Here is a 16954-nt window from a genome sequence, read left to right as displayed (position 1 = left end):
ACGCTTGAACTCTTCATCAAAATGCTGACGGATATCGCCCATGACACACCTCGACCTTTTCATTTGTTTTTATTGTAACAGGTCGCTGATACAGCGTGTCTACTTTCTAGTCTACAAGCATATTCCCATTGAGCAATATCCTGCGCAAATAAGCAAGGCAGCAGCAAAAACCCATGACATCGCTTGTCATGGGTTGAGGGCAATACAAGCTTAATCATGCAGGAGTTGCCTCACTTCAGGCCGTTCTAATTCACTGGTTCGAGGTATGATATTTTCTTGCCTGCGCGGGCAGCATATTCAATCTCTTGTCTGGTGCTTTGACCAACATATCCATTCACATTTATAACATAAATTTCATCGGACATATCAATTTTGTGAAAGTGAAGTCTTCCCAATAGCGCGGCCTGTTCTTCTGTTATTTCAATCTGATCGCTTTGCTCGAAGAACGCTACGCCAATTACGATATTTCCCTTCAAAGTCAAATCAGCCATCGCCTCTTCAAATGGCCCTTTGAACTTTGTTGAACCGCATAGTGTAATGACATTGGGTTTCCCATCGCGAAATGATTCTTCCAACATCTACTCCCCTTTGCACGGCTGCAATTTCGGTAAACGGTAGCAAGTAGCAGCATTGTTCAGCAGTTGAATTTCCGCCTGCTCTACAGCGATTCCTTTCAATTCCGCAATGGCCGCAGCTACGTCCTGCACCATCATTGGATGAGTCTCTCTCCCGTTAAAAGGACCTTCGAACGGCCATGGGCCATCCGTCTCAGTCATCATCAGCTCCAGGGGATAGTCCCTGACAAGCTGCTGAATCTCCGGCTCATACACAACATCAGGTGTTATGGAAATAAAGAATCCGGCTCTCGCCATACGTTCAACCGTGGACGCTGAGCCTTTGAACCAATGGAAATGAGCGCGTCTAACGTCATGCCGCTCAAGCAGGTCGCATACCCCATCCGCATCCTCGTAGACCGCATGAAGCACAATGGGCAGCTTCGTTTCAGCAGCAAGCTTCACGAACCGTTCCAGAAGCCGAATGTAGGGCTCCTCGTCAAAGGAAGCTCCCTTCTCTTTCGCTTCCATCCGCGAATAATAGGGGAGCCCGACCTCGCCAATGGCAAAATGCTCTCCAGCACGCAGACGATCATCCAGCCAGTTGAACAACTGCTCCAGCGTTTCTGCATCTGGCAAAGCCTGTTCGGGATGAAATCCGTAAGCAGGCATTACCTGTCCAGGGTGGCGCAGCGACAGCGCTCTGTTGCTTCTGCTGGAGGCAAGATCCATGGATACCGCTACAACAGCAGCGACACCGGCAGCGAATGCTTCCTTCAGCATCGACTCTCTTCGTTTTTCCTCGTATAGATCAACATGCAGATGGGCGTCAACCCACCGAATAGGGCTCTCTAAGCTTCCCATCGGCGCCCCCCTCCTTCTTCTCTCCTCCGGCATTCAGCTCAGCAGGTCTTAGCAATTCGTAAATTTCCCGCTTCAGCGCATTGAATAGCGGATCACTCCAGATCAGCTCGCCTCGCGGTCTTGGGAAGGGCACCTCCACCTCGCGAACGATGGCGGCTGGAGAGGCTGACAGTACGATGATCCGATCGGACAGAAGCAGCGCTTCTTCAATACTGTGCGTCACGAACAGAACAGACCGGCGATGCTGCTCCCAGAGCGATAGCAGCCATGTCTGCATCTGCATTCTCGTTAATGCGTCCAATGCCCCGAACGGCTCATCAAGGCACATGAGCGGCTGCGGCGACAGCAGCGCTCGCAGAAAAGAAACACGCTGCTGCATGCCGCCTGACAGAACATGCGGATACGCATCTCCAACCTCGGCAAGACCAACCCGTTCCAGCCAATCTCGCGACAGCGTCCTCGCCTCTTTGCGCCCTACACCAGCAATATCGAGCGCCAGCTCAATATTGCGGGCAACAGTCAGCCATGGCATGAGAGACGCCTGCTGCGGCATATACGCGATCTCTCCTCGTTTGCCGAGTGTGCTTTCGCCATACAGCCGAATATCGCCCGTCGTTGGCTGCTCCAGTCCGCCTATGATATGGAACAGCGTTGTTTTACCGCTTCCTGACGGTCCGAGCAGCGTGACAAACTCGCCGTCCTTAATATTGAAGCTTAATCGATCGAGTACAAATTTGGGCGCTGCATTCCCTTCTCCAGGGAATATTTTGGATACAGCATCAATTTCCAAAGCCAGCCGCATGATGCTCACTCCCCTTTGCTGCTGCGTGCTGTTCCTCTTAGAAACAGTCGTTCAAGAGCGAATATAATACCGAACAGAACAAGACTAAGCGTAATGACGACAGCGATTGCGGCGAACATATTGGCTGTCTGCCAGCCGCGCATAGATAGCCGCATATAGACGCCCAGCCCTTCGCTCCCGCCTATCGTTTCCGCATAAATGGCGCTAATAACGCTGTAGGATGCCGCTATTTTCAGTCCTGAGAACAGGTACGGAATCGCATGCGGAAGCTCCAAGCGCCAGAAGAGCTGGGATTTGGAAGCCCCGATCATTCTCATATAGCTGAGCAGCTTCGGATCGCTCTTGGTCAGCCCTGTCAGCATCGCGACCGAGATCGGAAAGAAGCATACTATCGTAAGCAGTATGATTTTGGGCATGAGTCCGAAGCCAAACCAAATAACGAGCAGCGGGCCAAGCGCCATAACAGGCACGTTCTGAGTCAGAACCAGCAGCGGGTAGAAGCCTGCCTTGGCTCCTGGAATAAGATGCAGCAAAGCGGCGAGCAAGAAGCCCGCCGCCGCTCCAAATATAAAGCCAAGCAATGTAATGCCAAGAGTCGCCGATGTATGCTCCAGCAGACGCGGCGCTTCCTTCATGACAGTTGAAGCAATGACTAGAGGCGATGGCAGCACATATTCCTTCGTTCCGAACAGGACGACTGCAGCCTGCCAGCCCAGCACTACAATTGCCAGCACCGCCAATGGCGGCCATAGTTTCAGAAGTTTATTGACCATCAGGGTATTTCTCCAGCAGACGGTCCATTGATGCCCCATTCACCGGATTGTGGTACACCTTAATCTGTGAAATAATCGATGGGCAGCCCATATCGCTCATCGCCTCGTTCATCTCCTGCACGATTGCAAGCAGTTGTCCCAGCTCGCCCTCCATCGTCGTTTCAAGCGGCGCTACACGATAGGGTACGCCTGAAGCTTTAATAATATCAATCGCCCGGTCTACATAGGGGATAACGCTCGAACCATCCGGTGTATGGGGAATGATCTGTATACTTAGAAGTGTGTTTGCCATTGGTATGTTAACTCCTTCTTATGATGAATTTGTCCCTTATTGGGCTGCTGGCAGAAAATCGTTCGTGAATGCTTTCTCCGCATCCAGCTCCTTGTCAAGAAGCTTATGCTCGTACATCCAGTCCGCGTAGTTCGTCCATACTTCCAGCTTCTGCTCGCCCCAACGCTTTGCATCGTCCTGATAACGCGGGCTGAGCCACTTCTGGCTCGCCTTTACTAGCGCAGCATCCAGATCAGGCACGGCCTTGATCAGCACCTCAGCCGCCTCCTCGGGCTTGTCGATCGCGAATTGATAGCCTTCTGCAGCGCCTGCAACAAAGGCTTTGACAATATCGCTCTTCGTTGCAATCATATTCTCGTTCGTCGCGAGCACAGGCGTGTAATAATCAAGCTTATCCGTATAATCGGTCAAATAAAGCATATTAATCTTCTCTCCGCGAAGCTCCGCTTCCACGCCTGTCCATGCATAGTAGATCCATGCGAAGTCAATGTCCCGCTCAACTGCAGTGAAGAAATCCGCATCGCCAATGCTGACGATATCTACCTTCTTCACATCAGCACCTTGCTCCTGCATGAGCGAGCCGATTACCGCCTCTTCGACCGGAGAACCCCAGCCGCCATAGGCTTTGCCTTCAAAGTCTTTGGGAGAATTAATATTTTTGGCTGCCGGAGAAGCAAAGCCGGAGGTGTTATGCTGGATGACAGCCGCGATCGATACGAGCGGAACGCCCTGAATCCTCGCCTGCGTAATCCCCTCCTGATAGCTGACGCCAAAGTCAGCTGCACCCGTAGCGACCATTGTATCCGCACCGGCATCTCCCGGAGATATAATTTCGACATCCAGTCCATGAGCCTTGAAGAAACCATTGTCCCGTGCCACATAGAGGCCAGTATGGTTCGTGTTCGGCGTCCAGTCCAGCACCACTTTAACCTTTGTCAGAGGCTTGTCCGCCGTTTGCTCTTCATTGCTGCCGCCAGTGTTTCCCGCAGCGTTGTTCTTCGGCTCATTGCCCTCCTTATTCGCTCCGCAGCCAGACAGCGCGAGCAGGGCGACGATACATATGATTCCCCATCGTGCCATTGCAAACGATTTGTTTCCCTTCATGATGCACATGCTCCTCTCATTGTTTACAAGATGAGCGACAATGCTGATGATCCCCTGCTGTTCCCTACAATAAGAAAAAGCGTCCTCCGCATAAGGAAGACGCTTGGCATTGTGATGTCATTCTGTCCCGTCTGGCAGCCCCCTTACTAGGAAGAAGCAATCGGTACAGCTACAACGCGATTCCTACGCTGGCATTATCCAGATCAGGTCATCGGTCGGAAACGGATTCTGTTTCCCTCTCAGCCTAGTATGTGTCCCCAAGCTCCCGTAGTTTCATATTCAATTGTCGCACATCCTACTTCATCAGAAATTCTACACCTAATTACGCAATATAGCAACAACGGAAATCTAATTCATATTTGCTGCCGCACTCGCTGGTAAAATGCTGGATAGTAACCCAACTAAAACGGATATGCCGATAGCTAAAAAGACGGTCAACATGTCGATTTCAATCTTATAGCACCTGTCAATATGTCATTTTGATGAATAATTTTTTCTCGTCCAATTTAAACCTTTTTATATTTACTATTAAAATACTAGTTATTATATAGGCTTAGTGCTACTATATGATCACAACGTTGGTATATACGTAAAAAATAGTAAATAGGAGAATGGAGTGTTGTAGAAATGAGAAGAATTTGGTTAATGGCATTGGCGGTGTTTATTAGTGTGAGCTTATTGTCCAGTCAAGGAACTGCCGAGGCAGCGACGACGACAACAAGCGGGAGTATTGATCGAACCGAAGGAGGAACGATTTCGGTAAGCAGTGACCAAAGTCCGGATTTTGAGGGCAAGGAAAAGGCATTTGACAACGACCCCTATTCCAAGTGGCTGGTGTTCTCCGAAAACGCCTGGATTCAATATCAATTTGCCGGCAATCAGGCCTATGCTATCAACAGCTACTCCATCACTGCGGCAGATGACAGTCCAGAAAGAGATCCGCTCAATTGGACTTTGAAAGCCTCGAATGACGGCACGAGTTGGACAACGCTGGACACGCGGCAAAATGTGGATTTTGACTATCGGTACAAGACCTTGTCCTTCACCTTCACAAATGCAACGGCCTACAGCTACTATAAGCTGGAGCTTGCCAACAATAGCGGGACCATCCTCCAGCTGGCGGAGATCAAGCTTTATGACGGAACACCATATACGACCATTCACCCAACTGTTACCGCAAGCGGGGAGAATGCGCCTAATGAATCCAAAGAGAAGGCAGTAGACGGCACCAGCACGACCAAATGGCTGACTTTCCAGAACAGCGGCTGGCTGCAGTTCGATTACGGCACCCCCGTCACGATCGACGGATATGCCATCGCTGCTGCCAATGATGCGGAAGAGCGGGACCCTAAGCAGTGGACGCTGAAGGGCTCCAATGACGGCACCCAGTGGACTGACATCGACACCAAAACCAATGAAAATTTCATTAAACGGCATCAGCGCAATCATTATTTGCTAAGCCATAACACTGCTTACCAATATTACAAGCTGGAGCTGCAGAACAACAGCGGGTCCATCCTGCAGGTAGGAGAAGTAGAGTTCTCCCTTGTCAATGACAGCTGGCATCTCGTTAATCCGGTCGTAGAAGTTCAGAACCTGGACACTGCTGGCAACGGTTATCTGTTCGAGCAAGCACTGCCCAATCCAGAGCAACATGTTAAAGCAATTGTGCGCGAGCTCGTGAGCATTCTTTATGCGAACCCGGGCGAACTGCCTTTCGATCTCCAAAAGATTGTCATCAAAATTGTGGATGAGCCGGGCGTCGCATGGAAGAGCGGCAGCTCGACCGAGGCTCACATCGGTTTCTCCTCCAGATATCTCAAAAGCTATTATGACTCCGGCCAGCCGCTCAGAGAGGAAATTATCGGCATTCTCTACCATGAGCTGACCCATGCCTATCAGTTGGATGACAGCCGCTACGGTGAGATTGGCTATATGGTGGAAGGAATGGCCGACGCGGTACGTTTCGAGGTCGGTTATCATGATCGTTACCATCAGCAGACGCTGGGAGGAAATTGGCAGGGCAGCTATGGGGTAACAGGCAACTTCCTGCGATGGATCAGTGAGCATAAGCATCCGGGATTTCTCCGCGACATCAACGCCAGTCTGAGTCCGTTCGACGGGGTCAACTGGACGCCGGACGCATTCCAGACCATTACGGGAATTCAAGTAAACACCTTATGGAATGAATACCAAGGGTTGGATGTACAGGCTCCGACAGCGCCAACAGCACTTGTTTCTCCTGCTCATACGGATACAACGACGAGCCTGTCCTGGACAGCCTCAACCGATAATGTCGGCGTGACAGGTTATGACATCTATCGTGATAACGTGAAGATCGATTCAGCGACGGGCACCACTTATACAGCGACGGGATTAACAGCGGCTACAGCGTACAGCTTTGCGGTTAAGGCTAAGGATGCTGCCGGCAATGTGTCGGCGGCAAGCGCTGCACTTACGGTAACGACGAACCCGACGAGCAGCCAAACAGCAACGATCTATTACAAGCGCGCCTTCGCAACGCCATATATTCACTATCAAGTGGACGGCGGTTCCTGGACGACTGCCCCGGGAACAGCAATTGCCGCTTCCGAAGTAAACGGCTACAACAAAATTACGATCAATCTGGGTTCAGCAGCAGGCCTGACGGCTGTCTTCAACAATGGCAATGGAACCTGGGACAACAATAACGGCCAGAACTATCGTTTCACTGCAGGGACCTGGACCTTCACAGGAGGTGCGATCACGCAAGGCGTGCCGCAGCCGCAAGTCGACAGCTTAACCCTTGTCGCAACAGTCCCGTCGAATACGCCAGTCAGTGCGGATGTCTATCTGGTCTCCAGCCTGAACGGCTGGAATCCGAATGATGCGAGCTACAAGATGACCAAAAATACGAATGGCACGTACAGCATCACACTCAACATCGCAGCATCCACGTCCATCCAGTACAAATTAACCAAAGGCTCATGGGCATCCGTCGAAGTATACAGCAGCGGATCGGACCGCCCTGACCGGACGCTCACAACGACCGGTGGCCCGCAGACCGTGAATGTCTCCGTGGAGCGCTGGAAGGATCAATAAAACGAATGAGTTAAACGAATGAAGCAGAACTAGCAAAGGACCGAACCCGCGAGCATCACTGCTCTTGGGGACGGTCCTTTGTCATCTATTCCGCTTAATCTACAAAATCAAGATCTTTCAAAGCTCTTAGCAGTATAACAGCTCCCTGTGCACGGGTTGCATTGTACGCCGTAGCGAATGCGCCCGGCATGTATCAGGTGCGCTAAAGAGCTTGGTTAATCTGAAAGAGGAATGCTGCGTATCCAGTCCAATGCCTCCTCATAGTAGGGTTCGTCCTTGTAGTAGGCGGTGAATTTCTCCTCAAAGCCGCTCACATCAGTGCCAAGCCTCTCCTCGACAATTTTTTTATACCAGGGCAGCAGAAAATGGGTCAGCATCGTCTTCTTTTCCTCGCGAATATCGTCCTCTCCAAGCTCGGCATCGCGATAATTGTTCAGAATCGACAAGTAGCCGACAATGCAATAATCGGCGAGATTGTAGCCTGCTGGCGGATTGTAGGCATAGCTGAACATCGCTTTGTGGATGACAGCGAAGCGGGGCTGCTGGCGCAATATTTCATACTGCAAATAAAGATGATTGAAGCCTGAATCAAGGAACCGGGATTTATCGGCAATTTTGTTGTAAGCATCTCGTCGCAGAATAATAGCAGAGATAAAACCCGAAGCGATGGAGGTTGTACGGACAAAGGCAGCCATTCCCTCATGCTGCTCCACTTTCAGGCTGTTATCCAGCACATTAATATAGAACAGTCCGCACTCCATATTCGTCTGAACGATATTCAGCAGCGACAGGACCGAGAAATCGACGAAGAAGTCATCATCGCCCTGCAGCTTCACATAGATGCCTCGCGCTTCATCCAGCAGCTTCAGAATATTTCGTTCCGCACCGATATTGCTCTCGTTCCGCCAGTATCTTAAGCTGGAATGAATCTTTCCGTATTTGCGAATGACCTCTTCTGTTCCGTCCGAGGAGGCATTGTCAGATACGATCACCTCGATCAGTGAGCAGTCCCCAATCTGGCTGTAGATGCTGTAGAGGCAGCGCTCCAGATCTTTCGCGCGATTGAAGGTCGGAATGCAGATAGACAATAGCGGCTGCTCACGCCGTCTTCTCAGCACCTCTGCCGTCTCTGCCGGACTGTTCACCTTGATCCAATCATTTGCGACTGTATCGAACATCCTGATGACCCGCGCTGGCGACCCGACGGCTACGCTGTAATCAGGAATGTCTCTTGTGACAACACTGTTCGCCCCGATTACCGAGCCTTTGCCGATTGTAATGCCTCCGCCCGAAATGATGCAGTTCGCCCCAACGAAAACCCCTTCCCCGATGATCGTCGGCTTCCCGCCGATAATTCCCTGATACAGAAACGGCACTCCAACCTTCCTGTACTCATGCCCAGCGTCCGAAATGTAGCTATTGTGTCCGATTCCCGCGAATCTTTCAATAATAACAAGATTAAAGGCGGATATAGAAACGCCTTTATTGAATTGACAGCCGTCCCCGATCATAATTTTCGGGCGCTCGCCTGTCACTTCGGAGGCAATATTAAACCAAGCGCCGCTACGCACGAAAACATGCGAACCGATGCTCATTTCCTCCGCGCCGTGAAACTGACAGCCCCCTTCGATCATTGTATGGTCCCCAATATGATGAAAGCGAGGCTGCTGAGGCTGGTCCAGAACCGCCGCTTCATCCATCGCATTGGAAGGCTCCGATTGCTCTTCCTTCTCAGGCTGCTGATGCATTTGATGCACAGACTGATGCTCTGACTGCTTTGTTTGCTCTGTCTGCTGCCGATGCTCTATCTGCTCCGACTCCCCGGTAGAACGATCCCGCCGCTCCTGCGGCTGCTGCTCGTTCATGGGATCACAGCCGGATATACGATATCCACGGATCGGTGGGAAACCGTTCAATAGATACGTTTCGTATGGGAAGCATCTCCAGCAGCGCTGTCGTTTCACCAGGAAATGAGGCGCAATTCAGCTCATCGAAGCAAATGACAGCTCCTTTGCCCATCCGTGGCAGAAACAGCTCAATCGCTTTGCGCGTCGGCTCGTACAGATCAAAATCCAAATACAGCAGCGCCACAAGCATATGCTTGTTCTGATCGATGAAGCTTGGTCCTGTTTGCATAAAATCACCCTGTACAAGCTCCATATTCGGAATATGCGACAGATAGCGCTCCGCTGTATATTTTGCCGCAGACAGCTGCAGATTTTCCAGTGTCTCGCCCTGCAGATCGCCAGCTTTGAATTCCTTATCCGGCTCCTCATCCTCACCGCTCAGGGAAGGAAAGCCTGCAAACGTGTCAAAGCCGACAATTTTGCGCGTATGATTGGCAGGCTCGAAAATATTGGCAAGCTGCGCCCAGGTAAACAGACCTCCGCCATTGAAAACGCCGCATTCGACGATGGAACCGTTTATACCCGCAATTCCCTTGTATATTTCATACCGGCATAAGAAGCGGGACAGACTCCGTTTGGTAGCAAAACGCGGGAAGGCCTCCAGCTTGTTGAAGATGGAGAGTCCAGACGCAACAAAAGCTTCCTCCGTCAAACGATACGCCTCAAAATCGCTTTCACTGTGATGCTTGCTGATCATCCCCATCGGACGAAACGACTCCGACATTACGACATCACTCCTTTAACCGTTTCATAAAAGGCTTCATAGGTCAGCCCTGCTCGCTCGCGCAAATACGACTGGCTTCCTACGTCATGCATGAAGGAGTCGGGCAGTCCCATTCGTTTGAAGGGAACCGCAGCTCCGTTCTCCGCTATCCACTCCGCTACAGCGCTGCCCAGACCGCCAATCCTGCTATGCTCTTCAATTGTAATAATAGGGCGGCCGAGCCGGACAAGTCGGCTGACTGTCTCAGTATCCAGCGGCTTGATCGTAGGCACACTCATCAGCGCCGCTCCAAGTGGAGCCGATTCGCCCCGCAATCGCTGGACCCAGTCGGAGGCCAATGCGAGAGCTGGACCTGTTGCCAGCACCGCAAGCTGTTCTCCAGCTATGATTTGAATTATTTTCCTGCAATCCGGCTGTTCTCCCTGACTGTGAAGTGCCCGCTCCCCGTTCTTGCCTAGCCGAATATACATCGGACCGGGCATATCGAAGCTCGCTCTCGTCAAGAGCCGTGTCTCGATCGGATCGCCGGGACTGCACACCGTCATATTGGGCAGGGCCCGCATTAGCGCCACATCCTCCAGAGCATGATGCGTCGCACCTTGAGCTCCATAAGTAAGACCTGCCCCGACGCCAACTATGCGAACCGGCAGCTTCATGTAGGCGGCATCGACGCGAATTTGCTCATAACATCTCATGACGGCAAAAGGAATGATGCTGTACACATAAGGGACGAAGCCTCCCAGCGCAAGACCGGAGGCTACCCCTACCGCGCTCTGCTCTGCGATGCCTGCATTAATGAAGCGTTCGGGAAATGCCTCCTTGAAGGGCTCCAGAACAGAGAAGCCAAGATCAGGCGTTACGACAACGATACGCTTGTCGGTCCGCGCCCGTTCCAGGAGCGTTTCAATAAAAGCGCTGCGCATGTCATGTAATCCCTCCAAGCTGCCGCATGGCCGATTCCCACTGCTCCCTGCTCGGCGATTTATAATGCCATTCCAGACGGTCCTCCATGAAATCGACGCCGCAGCCTTTGATGGTTAAGGCCAGAATTACTGATGGTTTACAAGAGGGAGTCTGCAAAGCTTCGATCATCAAAGCTGGATCATGTCCGTCAAGCTCCACCGTCTCCCAGCCGAATGCCTGCCATTTGGCAGCAAGGCTGCTCTGCGGCATCAGCTTCTCTGTCGTATCAAAGCCTTGAAGGCCATTGCAATCGACAATGACCGTCAGATTGCCCAGCGACAGGGAGGATGCAAGCATTGCCGCCTCCCATACAGCGCCTTCATTGCATTCCCCATCACCGAGAATGGCAAATACCCGGCCCGGCCGCCCTGCTGTCCGCTCCGCCAGGGCCATTCCGACGGCAATGGGCAATCCATGTCCAAGCGAGCCTGCGGAGACATCGATTCCAGGTGCGCTGGTCCGGTCGAGATGGCCGGGCAGCACCCCGCCATCTACACAATATTGACTGAGATAATGCTGTGGAAAAAAGCCTTGATCGGCCAGCACCGCATAGAGCGCGGAGCTTCCATGCGCCTTGCTGAAGACCAACTTGTCGCGCTCCGGCCAATCCGATTTGGCAGGATCGACCCGCATAATATGCGCATACAGCGTGTGGACAATATCAGCCACAGACAATGCTGCGCCTACATGCGATACGCCCGCTTCATAGGCCATCGTCACAATGGATCGTTTCACCGCGAGCCGCCGCTCGGCTGCAAACCGCTCTCGCTCCGCCTTCACAGTAAGCGCAATCCCCTGACGCAGCGTTGTTCGCGGACGCCAGCCAGTAAGCGCCGCAAGGGGCGAAATATCCGCTTCCAGATGCATGACCTGATCCTCTCGGTAAGGCAGCTCGCCGAACTTCAGCTTGATTCCTTTATCTGTCTCATCTCTGATCAAGGATACGATGTGCCTTATCGTACGGCTTTGACCAGAGCCAAGATTGTACACGCCCGGCGCATGCTCGCCGCTCTGCTCTGCGACTGACAGCAGCGCAGCGGCCGCGTCATCCACATAGAGGTAATCCCACCGCTGCTCTCCCTTAGTCAATGGCGGGCGCTCCCCGCGAAGCAGCTGGCGGATACAGTCCCCGATCAGCCAGCCTTCATTGTCGCCGGGACCATAGGTGCTGAATATCCGCATCCAGTATGCGGGAAGTCCCATAGACGCCGACAGCGCGAGCGCCTCCTGTCCAGCAGTCAGCTTTGCCAATCCATATGCCGTTGTTGGCCGTGCCTCGAACTTCTCGGTGACGCGTCCCTCCAGCCTGCCGTATTCAGCCTGCGAGCCAGCGCCTATCCATACCGAGCAGTTCAGCCTGCGAGCAAGATGAACCGTATCCACGGCAGGCGCAATGTTATGCTGCTGGGTCGCATCATTGCGCATATCTCTGCCGACCCCATTCCAGGCGAGATGAAAGAAGGCGGTGAAATGAACACCTGCTTCAAGTAATGCCGCCCCCCATGCTTCGATCGTAGACAGATCCCCTTCAATCCGTATGAGCCCGTTATGCTTAGGAAGTCGGCCACAATGAGGAGATTGCGGGCGAATGATCGCATAGACGCGCCAGCCCTTTTGGAGAAGCTGCCTGCATAGCGCAGCTCCGATAAAGCCTGTTGCGCCGGTTACGATGGCGGTTCTTCTGGAGTCCCGGCTGATAGCTGCGCTCGCTGTCATCCGCCCAGCACCTCCAGCATGGAGATGATTCTCGCAGGCGCATGCGGCTGTGCCCGTACGGCTGCTGCAATCTCATCCATGTAGCCATAGCTGAATACGAGCAGTGTATCGACTGGATGGCTGGCAAGCATCTCGATGCCGACGATAGGAACATTTGATTTCGGCGCTATTGTGCCATGAAGCCCGCGATTGCTGTCGCATACGTACGACAGCAGGGCGGCGCTTCGCATAGCCGCCATCGTCATGACTCCCCGCCCGCCCCCGCCGTATCCGGCAATCTTGCGGCCAGCGGCGGCCTCGCGTTCAACGAAGCGGTCAAGCGCCGCGATTCCTTTGTCCAGCTCATGCTGAAATCCATCGTAGCGGAGCTCTATCGGGTTCTCTGCATCCAGCGCCGATTGGTCAGGCTCGTAATGCGCTGCCATCGGTGCAGCAACGACAAGCAGAGAATTGCCTCTCCGCTCCTGCTCCGGCAGAAGCTCCGTCGTAAGCAGCTTGAACCCGCAGCGAGCCAGCGCCTTCCGCAGTGTATTTGCTGTCCAATAAGTAAAATGCTCATGCTCAAACAGACAATATTCTCGGCGGCGCACAATGAGCGCCAAATCATGAACCTCCAATACGAGCAAGCCGCTATTCGGGTGAAGCGACATATGCGCCGCAGCAAGTGCGCCTGACGGGTCGGGCAGATGGTCGAAGGTATATGTCATAAGGACGACATCAGCACGCCCGAAGGCGGCTGGCAGCAAGCTGATGCTGCTTGCTTCGAATAAGCCTTCTATTACGGGAATGCCCCGTGTGCGGCTGATCCTGCAAAGCAGCGCGGATGGCTCGAAACCCAGCACCACTGCCCCGCGCCTTTGGAACGCTTGAAGCTGGGCGCCATCGCCTGACCCCACCTCAAGAACGCGGCAGCCTGGAGGGAGCTTGAAGCGATGAAAAAGCGTCTCGGCGAGCCGATCCATGAATCGGCTCGCCAGACCGGAAGATGAGGTTGTATAGTGATAGTCGACGTAATAATCGCCGAACGGAGGCTCATGTGTGGTCACAGATGCCCCGCAGCCCGCACAGAGGTAGACATCAATATCTGCAAGAAAGACAGGATTCGGATCGTCTGCGGAACGCAGCTCCTCGGTGAATGGCATTTGCGGCAGATGTACCCAGCGGCGCAGCTCATTGCAGCCGCACACTCTGCATTGCGCCACCCCCGCCCCCTCCAATGCTCTTAACTCCTCGTCTGCGTTCATTCTACGTCCCTCCTTGGTCAGCCCCTGCATGATGTTCCAAGGCAGCGGCATTGGGCTCTGATGAGGCAATCGGATCCGAAGTAGCATTCTGTTCTAGTGCGGGATTCGGCTCCGAAGTAACCCGTTCTAGTACAGGATTCGTTTCTAGAGAAGCATTCCGTTCTAATCCGGCATTCGGCTCCGAAGTAGCTCGTTCTAGTGCGGGATTCGGCTCCAAAGCAGCCCGTTCTGATCCGGCATTCGGCCGCTTCATAGCTGCCTCATATTGTGAAATTTGCGCATCCGTCAGCTCTCTAACTGACGTTCCCTGCATCCAGCAGGAATACCAATCGGCCGTGAGCGCTACCGCGTGCGCGGCATCCCAGCACGGCCGCCAGCCGAGGCTCGACTGCGCTTTGCTGCTGTCGAGCAGCAGGATGCCCGCTTCGTGCTTCGCCGAAGCGGAGGAGCGTGCCCGCCCAATGCGGCTCGCACGCAATCGGGCACGATCCGATCGGCGGCAAAATCGCCGCCGCCGATCACATTCCCTGCCCGCACCGTAGCCAGTGCGGGCGAATCTCCGGCGGCGTAATAGGACCGCCGGAACGCCGACACCACCAATTCCGCGCATGCCTTGCTCGCGGAATAGGGATCATGTCCGCCAAGCGGATCAGATTCGCGATAGCCTCGCGTCCATTCGCCGTTCGCGTAGCATTTGTCCGATGTTGCTGCAACGATTGCCTGCACGCTATTCACGCCGCGAGCCGCCTCCAGCAGTGCTGCCGTTCCGATCGCATTGACCGCGAATGTATCTACAGGATTATCATATGAAGCCAGCACAAGCGGTTGTGCCGCCAGATGAAAGATAAGATCAGGCTTCCATTGCCGCAAATGCTGCCTCAGCGCGGCAACATCCCGAATATCGCCGCGCACCCAAGGAACATCCCGCTCCAAGCCGCATAGCCTGTGCATCGCCGGCGCAGTCGGCAAACCGTTGCTGAATCCAATCACCTCAGCACCCAGCCTGCCAAGCCACATACATAGCCAGCTGCCTTTAAATCCGGTATGGCCGGTAATAAATACCTTCTTCCCCTTCCAGAATGCAGCATTCATAGCGAGGCATCACACCTCCCAGTTCTGATCCCGCTGAACCAATAACCAGCTACTCGCCGTTGCGTCAATCCCACACATTCCACGGCGCACGCCCTGTCTTCCAATGCTCCTCAAGCGTGTACCGATCCCTCATCGTATCCATCGCCTGCCAGAAGCCACCATGCGCATAGGCCATAAGCTCCCCGTCCGCAGCCATGCTCTCAAGCGGCTCCTTCTCCAGCACGCTGGCATCTCCGTCAATGCGTTCCAGCACCTCTGGCTGGAAAACAAAAAAACCGCCGTTCACCCAAGAACCGTCACCCTTTGGCTTTTCAAAAAAGCCGCTCACCAGAGACGAATCATTGATCGTCAGCGCTCCGAATCGCCCGCTTGGCTGCACCGCCGTTACAGTCGCTTCCTTGCCATGAGCATGATGGAAAGCAACCAAATCGCGAATATTGATATCTGATACGCCATCTCCATAAGTAAGCATGAACGGCCCTCGATCCAGATAGGGCGCCGCACGCTTCAACCGCCCGCCTGTCATCGTATCCACCCCGGTTCCAACCAGCGTAACCCGCCACGGCTCAGCAGCATGCTGATGAATAATCGTATTGGCTCCGCCTGTAAAGTCAAAGGTAACATCCGATTCATGCAGCATATAATGGGCAAAATATTCCTTGACTACATAACCCTTGTAGCCCAGGCAAATTACAAAATCATTGAAGCCGTAATGCGAGAAACCCTTCATGATATGCCACAAAATAGGCCGTCCGCCAATTTCGATCATCGGCTTGGGGCGCAAATGCGATTCCTCGCTGATGCGAGTGCCGAGACCGCCCGCCAGAATGACAACCTTCACCGATCATCCCCTCGCTCTCTTCTTCCGGCACACCGCAACAACATACATCGGTTCCCCGCTTTTCAGCTCGGCGAGCGGTACTAGCGAATGCCCACGGCTCTGGACACGCAGCGTTTCCATACGGTCCGCAGGCAGATTGTTGGCAGCTCGCAGCCAGCGCATTGCCGCGAATTGCGAATCGTCATACACATTCTGTCCGTACAGCGCTTCAAGATCATAGACCTGCAGCAGCTCGCCGACCAATTCCGCCGTCCGGTATTCGAAACGATGATGCGGGTTGAAGGGCTGTTCTTCGTAATAATTCGCTGCATTCGTAAGCGCGCGATTCGGCGTCGACACGATAAACCGCCCGCCCTCCTTGAGTACACGGGCGGACTCACGAATCCACTCGCTTCCCGACTGCACATGCTCAATCGTCTCAAACGACACGACAGCATCGAAGCTGCCATCATCGAATGGGAGCGCCAGCACATCTCCTGCAAGGAAGGAAATGCCGTCAGCGCCATAATCAACGGTTGCGCGTTCAACAGATGCTGCGTCCACGTCAACGCCGATCACTGATGAAGCCCCTGCTGCCCTCAGCATGGCGGCTCCGTAGCCTGTGCCGCAAGCCGCATCAAGCACATGAAGGCCGCTTGCGAGCGAAGCCGCCAGCTCATATCTGATCATATGCTCCTCATATACATCCCGATACCGCTCCTTGACCTCACGGTTTACAACAAGACGCTCACCAGTGAACGAAACATCATTCTGCTCCGTTACAGAACGAATACCGGTTGTTCTCTCTTTCGCACCCTTGCCAGCCCTTACTCCGACTTCCTCGATATCCTTTTCTCCCACTTCTCCGATATCTCTTTCTTCACCCTTCTCGATTTCGCTTGCTCCGGCTTCCCCGATTTCCCTTTCTCCACCTTCTTCGATTTCGCTTCCTCCGACTTCCCCGATTTTCCTTTCTTCACCTTCTTCGATTTCACTTCCTCCGGCTTCCCCGTTACCG

Annotated in this window: 15 protein-coding genes and 1 pseudogene; 1 reads left to right on the top strand and 15 read right to left on the bottom strand. The window is 53.4% G+C overall.

Annotated features, from left to right (window positions below):
• Positions 1-245 precede the first annotated feature (245 nt).
• From L6H65_RS21765 to L6H65_RS21740, 6 genes are read right to left on the bottom strand one after another with little or no spacing between them, the layout of a single operon-like run.
• Positions 246-578, bottom strand: a complete 333-nt coding sequence (locus tag L6H65_RS21765) for a hypothetical protein (RefSeq protein ID WP_236344884.1) — start codon at positions 576-578, stop codon at positions 246-248.
• A complete protein-coding gene (locus L6H65_RS21760; protein WP_236344883.1) occupies positions 579-1418 on the bottom strand; it encodes a TatD family hydrolase in 840 nt (279 codons plus the stop codon).
• Positions 1384-2220, bottom strand: coding sequence for an ABC transporter ATP-binding protein (locus L6H65_RS21755; RefSeq protein ID WP_236344882.1), 837 nt, complete (start codon positions 2218-2220; stop codon positions 1384-1386). The genes L6H65_RS21760 and L6H65_RS21755 overlap by 35 nt, the downstream gene beginning before the upstream one ends.
• Positions 2221-2225: 5 nt before the next feature.
• Positions 2226-2993 (bottom strand): ABC transporter permease, encoded by a 768-nt coding sequence (locus L6H65_RS21750; protein ID WP_236344881.1) that lies wholly within the window; start codon positions 2991-2993, stop codon positions 2226-2228.
• A complete protein-coding gene (locus L6H65_RS21745; RefSeq protein ID WP_236344880.1) occupies positions 2983-3285 on the bottom strand; it encodes a thiamine-binding protein in 303 nt (100 codons plus the stop codon). Before L6H65_RS21745 ends, L6H65_RS21750 begins: the two co-directional genes overlap by 11 nt.
• A 36-nt stretch (positions 3286-3321) precedes the next feature.
• Entirely contained in the window at positions 3322-4389 is a 1068-nt protein-coding gene (locus tag L6H65_RS21740) for an ABC transporter substrate-binding protein (RefSeq protein ID WP_371877751.1), read from the bottom strand.
• A 627-nt stretch (positions 4390-5016) separates the two neighbouring features.
• Here L6H65_RS21740 and L6H65_RS21735 point away from each other — a divergent pair.
• Positions 5017-7470, top strand: coding sequence for a basic secretory protein-like protein (locus L6H65_RS21735; RefSeq protein WP_236344879.1), 2454 nt, complete (start codon positions 5017-5019; stop codon positions 7468-7470).
• Between the two features lie 215 nt (positions 7471-7685).
• Here the strand turns inward: L6H65_RS21735 and L6H65_RS26635 are convergent, their stop codons facing one another.
• From L6H65_RS26635 to L6H65_RS21680, 9 genes and pseudogenes are all read right to left on the bottom strand, one after another.
• The gene (locus L6H65_RS26635) at positions 7686-9335 is read right to left on the bottom strand and encodes a glycosyltransferase (protein WP_290370463.1); all 1650 of its coding nucleotides are present in this window, start codon (positions 9333-9335) and stop codon (positions 7686-7688) included.
• A gap of 4 nt (positions 9336-9339) precedes the next feature.
• Positions 9340-10101, bottom strand: coding sequence for a class I SAM-dependent methyltransferase (locus L6H65_RS21720; RefSeq protein WP_236344877.1), 762 nt, complete (start codon positions 10099-10101; stop codon positions 9340-9342).
• The gene (locus L6H65_RS21715) at positions 10101-11024 is read right to left on the bottom strand and encodes a transketolase family protein (RefSeq protein WP_236344876.1); all 924 of its coding nucleotides are present in this window, start codon (positions 11022-11024) and stop codon (positions 10101-10103) included. Before L6H65_RS21715 ends, L6H65_RS21720 begins: the two co-directional genes overlap by 1 nt.
• A gap of 1 nt (position 11025) precedes the next feature.
• Positions 11026-12780 (bottom strand): NAD-dependent epimerase/dehydratase family protein, encoded by a 1755-nt coding sequence (locus L6H65_RS21710; protein WP_236344875.1) that lies wholly within the window; start codon positions 12778-12780, stop codon positions 11026-11028.
• Positions 12777-14024 (bottom strand): class I SAM-dependent methyltransferase, encoded by a 1248-nt coding sequence (locus L6H65_RS21705; protein ID WP_236344874.1) that lies wholly within the window; start codon positions 14022-14024, stop codon positions 12777-12779. Before L6H65_RS21705 ends, L6H65_RS21710 begins: the two co-directional genes overlap by 4 nt.
• A 259-nt stretch (positions 14025-14283) precedes the next feature.
• A pseudogene (gene rfbG / locus L6H65_RS21695) lies at positions 14284-15116 on the bottom strand (CDP-glucose 4,6-dehydratase); the annotation flags it as partial.
• A gap of 64 nt (positions 15117-15180) precedes the next feature.
• Complete coding sequence (rfbF, locus tag L6H65_RS21690; RefSeq protein WP_236344871.1) at positions 15181-15957, bottom strand: glucose-1-phosphate cytidylyltransferase; 777 nt, start codon at positions 15955-15957, stop codon at positions 15181-15183.
• A gap of 3 nt (positions 15958-15960) precedes the next feature.
• Positions 15961-16797 carry a class I SAM-dependent methyltransferase gene (locus tag L6H65_RS21685; protein WP_236344869.1) on the bottom strand — a complete coding sequence of 279 codons (837 nt, stop codon included), beginning with the start codon at positions 16795-16797 and terminating at the stop codon, positions 15961-15963.
• The coding region (locus L6H65_RS21680) for a hypothetical protein (RefSeq protein ID WP_236344868.1) at positions 16764-16954 on the bottom strand (191 nt) is incomplete at its 5' end. The genes L6H65_RS21685 and L6H65_RS21680, both read right to left, overlap by 34 nt.

The sequence above is a fragment of the Paenibacillus plantiphilus genome (assembly GCF_927798095.1).
GTDB classification, from domain to species: Bacteria; Bacillota; Bacilli; order Paenibacillales; family Paenibacillaceae; genus Paenibacillus_Z; species Paenibacillus_Z plantiphilus.
Note: the sequence above shows the minus strand (reverse complement) of the source record. Positions and strands in the feature narration are given on the sequence as shown.